The sequence below is a fragment of the Rhodopirellula sp. JB055 genome, from assembly GCF_043100905.1.
Taxonomy (GTDB): Bacteria; Planctomycetota; Planctomycetia; order Pirellulales; family Pirellulaceae; genus Rhodopirellula.
Window position 1 is genome coordinate 1 of the sequence record NZ_JBICHO010000289.1, and the last position, 4957, is coordinate 4957.

Genomic DNA, 4957 nt, shown 5'->3' on the forward strand with positions numbered 1-4957 from the left:
ACAAGTCCCAGGTGACGCCATCGTTTTGCTTTCCACGAAGATGAATGGAATCGATGCTACCTCGGTACTTTACCTTTCCCGCAACTTCGACGGACTTCATTCCGCCCAAAAATGTGACGGCCGGATCAACGCCCGCGAGAGTCAGCGCCAAGACGGCTTCGGGGTAAGGCCCTAAATTAAACTCGGAACGGGTCGCGAGTTCCTGGCAGGAGACAACGTTTGGCAATCGGAAATAGGCATCCGGTGTCAAAGCCACCACGCCATTTTCCCCATCCGAATACAGACGTTTTCGATCGTCAGCGGACTTGTAATAAACCGTGTATTGATCGGGGTACTTCGACGCGATTTGATAGACCGATTCCGCCGTCTCGACGACCTCTCCGCCCATCACCGTTTCCGCGGACAACTCCACCGTCGCACGAGAAACGTCCGCTTTCAAAATCCTTGAAAACAGAGGCGTCAACGCATCCTGAACATCTTGACTGAGTTCAAACCCAGGCTTGTCTTGTGCCCAGGACATCGAAGGGGAGGCAGCGACCGCGACGAAGACGCCCCAAAAGGACGAGGCAATCCATTTCCCAAAACGAACACAGTTCACAACAGCAGCCAATCAAAAAAGCAAAACAAAAGTGGTCAAGGATGCCGTTCAGGCAGGGACGCCTTGAAGGAAAGCGACACTTTCTCGAACGCTATCCAAGGGTGCAGGTGACTGGTCCTGTTCGACGTGACATTGATCCACGCCAATTTCGCGAGCCAGTTTCATCACTGCGGGAATGTCGATGATGCCGTTGCCGAGTTCTTGGAAAGCATCATTGGGAACTTGCCCTTCGTCGGTGATCACCGGCGTGTCCTTTTTCAGATCCTTCAGGTGCACCTGGCTGATTCGTCCGGCTAAACGACGCATCATTTCAATCGGATCGCGACCACCGATTTTGGCCCAGAACACATCCAATTCAAATTCCATTTTGTGTGGGTCGAAACGCTCCAAGAAGATATCAAACGCTGTCAGCTTGTCTTCGGCCGTCGCATCCCCGCCGTTGAACGTGGCAAACTCAAAGGAATGGTTGTGGTAACACATCCGCATCCCCGCGTTCCGAGTTTGGTCGGCTGCTTTGTTGGCTCGATCCGCGATCGCCCGGCACTTGTCCGCGGTGTCGCGTTGATGTTTCGCGATGTAGCCAAACACGACGTGCCGCAGACCGATGCGTTCAGCCAGTTCCAAAGTTTGCTCGACCGAACCGATTCCGTCTTTATCCGGTTCGGCGATGACATTGAAATCCATGAAAGCGCTGTGGACGATCAACCCGTTGTCACGGGCGATGGCCGCCAAACGAACAGCCTCTTCGTCGATGCTCATCAATTCGACTTGTCGATACCCGGCTTCGGCCACCGCTTGAAGCGTGCCTTCCGGATCCGCCTTCATTGCATCGCGAAGCGTATACAACTGCAATCCAATGCGATCCATGTACGGCAAAGATGTCCCGTTTTTCTCTGCATTGGACGCTTCTTGGGCCAACATGTTCAGAGGACGAGCCAACCAAGCCGCCATGGCGGAAGAGGCGGTCAATTGGAGTGCCGTGCGGCGATGAATCAATGGAGTCTTCATTGGGACCGAAGTGGAAACGTGCCAAGATGGATGGGGAACTGACGGGTGACTCAACCAAAGGTACGTGACCCCGCGGATTGTCAGTTCGCTCGGGAGCGATCAGTCCTGCTCGCGTTTTTGTCGCTGCCGCCGGCTGTATCGCTCCAAGGTTTTTCGTTCCGAGGAAGTCAGGCTGGATTCCCCGGAAGCATGAATTTTAGCCAGAATTCGGTCCGCTTCCTCTGCTTCCTCACGGATTTTTTTGTCGGGATCGTGCAATTTCAGCTTCGCACGTCGTGATTTTTGCCTCATTTGGTCCGGAATCTCAGTAATTCGCGAGAAATCCAGCCTCCGAAACGACCATCCAAGTTGAGCGTAAAGGAACCCAAAAGCTGCCCCGGCCAAGTGAACTTCGAAGGCGGTGTTATCACCTCCACCCAAAATCCCCAGCGCCGACGCCAAGTCCCATACGACTAGCAAACTGGCCAAAACCCAAGCTTTCATGGGAAAGACAAACATGAACAGCACTTCCTGGTGGGGGAAGTAACACGCAAACAGGATCGTGACCGCCACCACCGCGCCACTGGCTCCGATCGTGCTCGAGCCCAAAATAGCGGGATCAATCTGACCGGTTGAGGCAAGCGAGATCACCCAGGGATAGAGCATCGCGACAATCCCACCGAAAATCAGCGAGGCCAGATAGAACCTCAAAAATTCTTGCCCCCCTAACCGCTGTTCCACCGGCCGCCCGAAGACGAACAACAAAAACATGTTGAAGACAATGTGCAGAATGTCGTTCGTGTTGTGCAAAAACCCGTACGTCAACGGCTGGAACCACAACCACGGCTGAGTCAACGTTTGTCCGCTGACACCGAACCAGTCGCTGAGTTGCCCTTTGGATATCCAATCCACCACGAACACCGCGACGTTGATACCGATCAAGATTTTGATCATCGAAATGGGATTCTCGATTCGATCCCACGGCGTTCGTTCAGTGCGACTGTAGTCGCGGTCGTTCAGCCCCATTCTGGCTATCTATCCATCACAAAAAGTGGCGTCGTTAAAACGGACGACGTTTAAGAATTTCGCTCATCAAGAATGCTTGCTGAGCCCCACCGGGTCGGGAGATCAATCGTCGCAGATTTTCGGCGGGTGTCGCCACCCGATCTCTGGATTTGGAACGGGATGATTTCCGGTCCTCACCGCTCTCTTCGGCATCACTCGCCGAACGGTTCGCAAGCCGCTCCTCGACCACTTCACCAACCACGATGTCGTCGTCATCAGAGTGCTCCACAATCGAAACATCGATCGCCTCGGCAATCTGCCGGGTCACTCGTTCACGATTTCGGTCCGAGTATTGTCGAGGACGCGAACCGCTCTGCTGGCGACGTTGTTCCTCCTGCAGAACACGGAACTCGATGGCATTGCGTTGGCGAGTTTCGGCTGACTTGCGAAGGAAAGCCTCCAACTCGCTTGGATTTTCTTCGCGAGGCATGTCAGCGACCTTCTTCGACCAATTCCGATTCCTGTGAATGCCCGGCGAGAGCTTTCCGCATGTCCGTGTCCGCATTCACATTTTGCAAACGGTAGTAATCCATCACCAGAAGGTTACCACTACGAAAAGCCTCGGCCATCGCGCGCGGCACATCCGCTTGAGCTTCGACCACTTCGGCTTGGCTCTTAGCGATCTCCGCCTGCATCTCTTGTTCTTCGGCAACAGCAGCCGCCCGTTTGCCTTCTGCGTTGGCACGCGCCACAGCCGTGTCGGCTTCTGCCTGGTCAGCTTGCAACCGAGCCCCAATGTTGGCGCCGACGTCGATGTCCGCGATGTCGATGGAAACGATCTCAAACGCCGTTTGCGAATCCAGTTTTTTCACCAGCACGGCTTTGCTGATCACATCCGGGTTTTCCAGCACCGCTTTGTGATCGTCCGCCGAACCAATCGCACTGACGATTCCTTCTCCGACACGCGCGATGATGGTGTCTTCGGTTGCCCCACCGATCAACTGTTGCAAGTTGGCTCGCACGGTCACACGCGCTCGCACCTTCAACTGAATGCCGTCTTTGGCAACCGCATCGAGCGACGGTTTCGCGGCACCCCGTGGCGGACAATCAATGACCTTGGGATAGACACTCGTTTGAACCGACTCCAAAACATCCCGGCCCGCCAAATCGATCGCGGTCGCTTCGCGGAACGTGAGAGAAATTGTCTTGGCCTTTTTCGCCGCAATCAACGCTCGAATGACTTGCTGGACGTTGCCCCCGGCCAAGTAATGAGCTTCCAACGCACCCACGGTCAGCTCGGGGTCATCCAGACCGGCTTGCGTAGCCATGATTTTGCTACGCACGATCGCCCGAGTGTTGACCTTTCGGAAGGTCATTCCGATCAAATTGCCAAACGAGATCTTGGATCCCGTCAGCACCGATTGAATCCACAGCCCGAAATAGCTGGTGAAGATAAACAGAACCACAACGATCCCAGCGAAAATCACCAAGGCACCAATCAATAGTGCAGAGGTGACCCTTGGCATCTGAGCCAAAGGCAGGGTGTCCAGCAACAGCGATGCGATCATGGGGCGTCTCAAGAAGGCGGCACACTTCAATCCGGGCGGCGATGCCAGATTGAGAAGAGGCCTCGAAAGGATGCGGCGAAGGCGAAAATTCCTTCGGAAAGGCTTTCCAAGGCCGCTATCATCGTCCTGGCCCCATCATCCAGTGTCAAGCGCAGCGACGCCGCCACAACGCCCGTTCATCCAACTTCACTCAACCTAGCGATTTGTCGTCGTCGCCCTCTGAGCCAGGGGAATCCTCGCCCATCCATTCCGCAAGTGATCGCGAACCCGCCGCCACACACTCGGCTTCCTTCAAATCAGCCAGTGTCTTCCAGGCGGGGTGATTGCTTGCCGGCCGAAACCGATGCGCCAATCGCATGATCTCAGCCAACAAGATCTTCTTGGCGGGCCGGGCCAGCGTGAGCTGATTTTCCTGCCCCGGACCTGTCACGACCCGCCGCAAAAAGTTGGCCTCGATCAGACGCGTTTCCATCTCGTGCACCACGCGACTGGACAGCCCCAAACGGTCGGACAATTCCTGACGTCCCACCGCTTCCCCGTCCGCGAACGCGATCGCAACTTCGGTCATGATCGGCAGCATCCAGTCTGGATCGCCCCTCGGCAAATCCTCCTGCTTTTCACCGCGGCGACGAAACCCTTTCCCTCGAACGGTCTGCAACGTGTAAGTCAAAATCAAACCGAACAGAACGATCAACCAAGTCAAATAGATCCACAGCAAGAACAACGGGATCACGCCAATCGATCCATACAATTCCAAATAAGGAACCGCCGTGGTCACGTAAATCTGAAAGCCGTACTT

General features: G+C 55.1%; 5 protein-coding genes and 1 pseudogene. All 6 read right to left on the reverse strand.

Annotated features, from left to right (window positions below):
• A pseudogene (locus ACF8AM_RS11545) lies at nucleotides 1–598 on the reverse strand (thioredoxin); the annotation flags it as partial.
• A gap of 48 nt (nucleotides 599–646) precedes the next feature.
• Complete coding sequence (locus ACF8AM_RS11550) at nucleotides 647–1606, reverse strand: sugar phosphate isomerase/epimerase family protein (RefSeq protein ID WP_392555778.1); 960 nt, start codon at nucleotides 1604–1606, stop codon at nucleotides 647–649.
• Nucleotides 1607–1705: 99 nt separating this feature from the next.
• Nucleotides 1706–2611, reverse strand: coding sequence for a rhomboid family intramembrane serine protease (locus ACF8AM_RS11555; protein ID WP_392555779.1), 906 nt, complete (start codon nucleotides 2609–2611; stop codon nucleotides 1706–1708).
• Between the two features lie 34 nt (nucleotides 2612–2645).
• Nucleotides 2646–3080, reverse strand: a complete 435-nt coding sequence (locus ACF8AM_RS11560; RefSeq protein ID WP_392555780.1) for a hypothetical protein — start codon at nucleotides 3078–3080, stop codon at nucleotides 2646–2648.
• 1 nt (nucleotide 3081) lies between these two features.
• Nucleotides 3082–4158 (reverse strand): flotillin-like protein FloA, encoded by a 1077-nt coding sequence (gene floA / locus ACF8AM_RS11565; protein WP_392555781.1) that lies wholly within the window; start codon nucleotides 4156–4158, stop codon nucleotides 3082–3084.
• Between the two features lie 190 nt (nucleotides 4159–4348).
• Nucleotides 4349–4957: YhjD/YihY/BrkB family envelope integrity protein (locus tag ACF8AM_RS11570; protein ID WP_392555782.1), on the reverse strand; the 609-nt coding region annotated here is incomplete at its 5' end.

Bases quoted from the DNA above. Each gene is read 5' to 3' on its own strand.
- ACF8AM_RS11550 (WP_392555778.1), bottom strand. From the start codon at position 1,606: ATGAAGACTCCATTGATTCATCGCCGCACGGCACTCCAATTGACCGCC.
- ACF8AM_RS11555 (WP_392555779.1), bottom strand. From the start codon at position 2,611: ATGGGGCTGAACGACCGCGACTACAGTCGCACTGAACGAACGCCGTGG.
- ACF8AM_RS11560 (WP_392555780.1), bottom strand. From the start codon at position 3,080: ATGCCTCGCGAAGAAAATCCAAGCGAGTTGGAGGCTTTCCTTCGCAAG.
- floA (WP_392555781.1), bottom strand. From the start codon at position 4,158: ATGATCGCATCGCTGTTGCTGGACACCCTGCCTTTGGCTCAGATGCCA.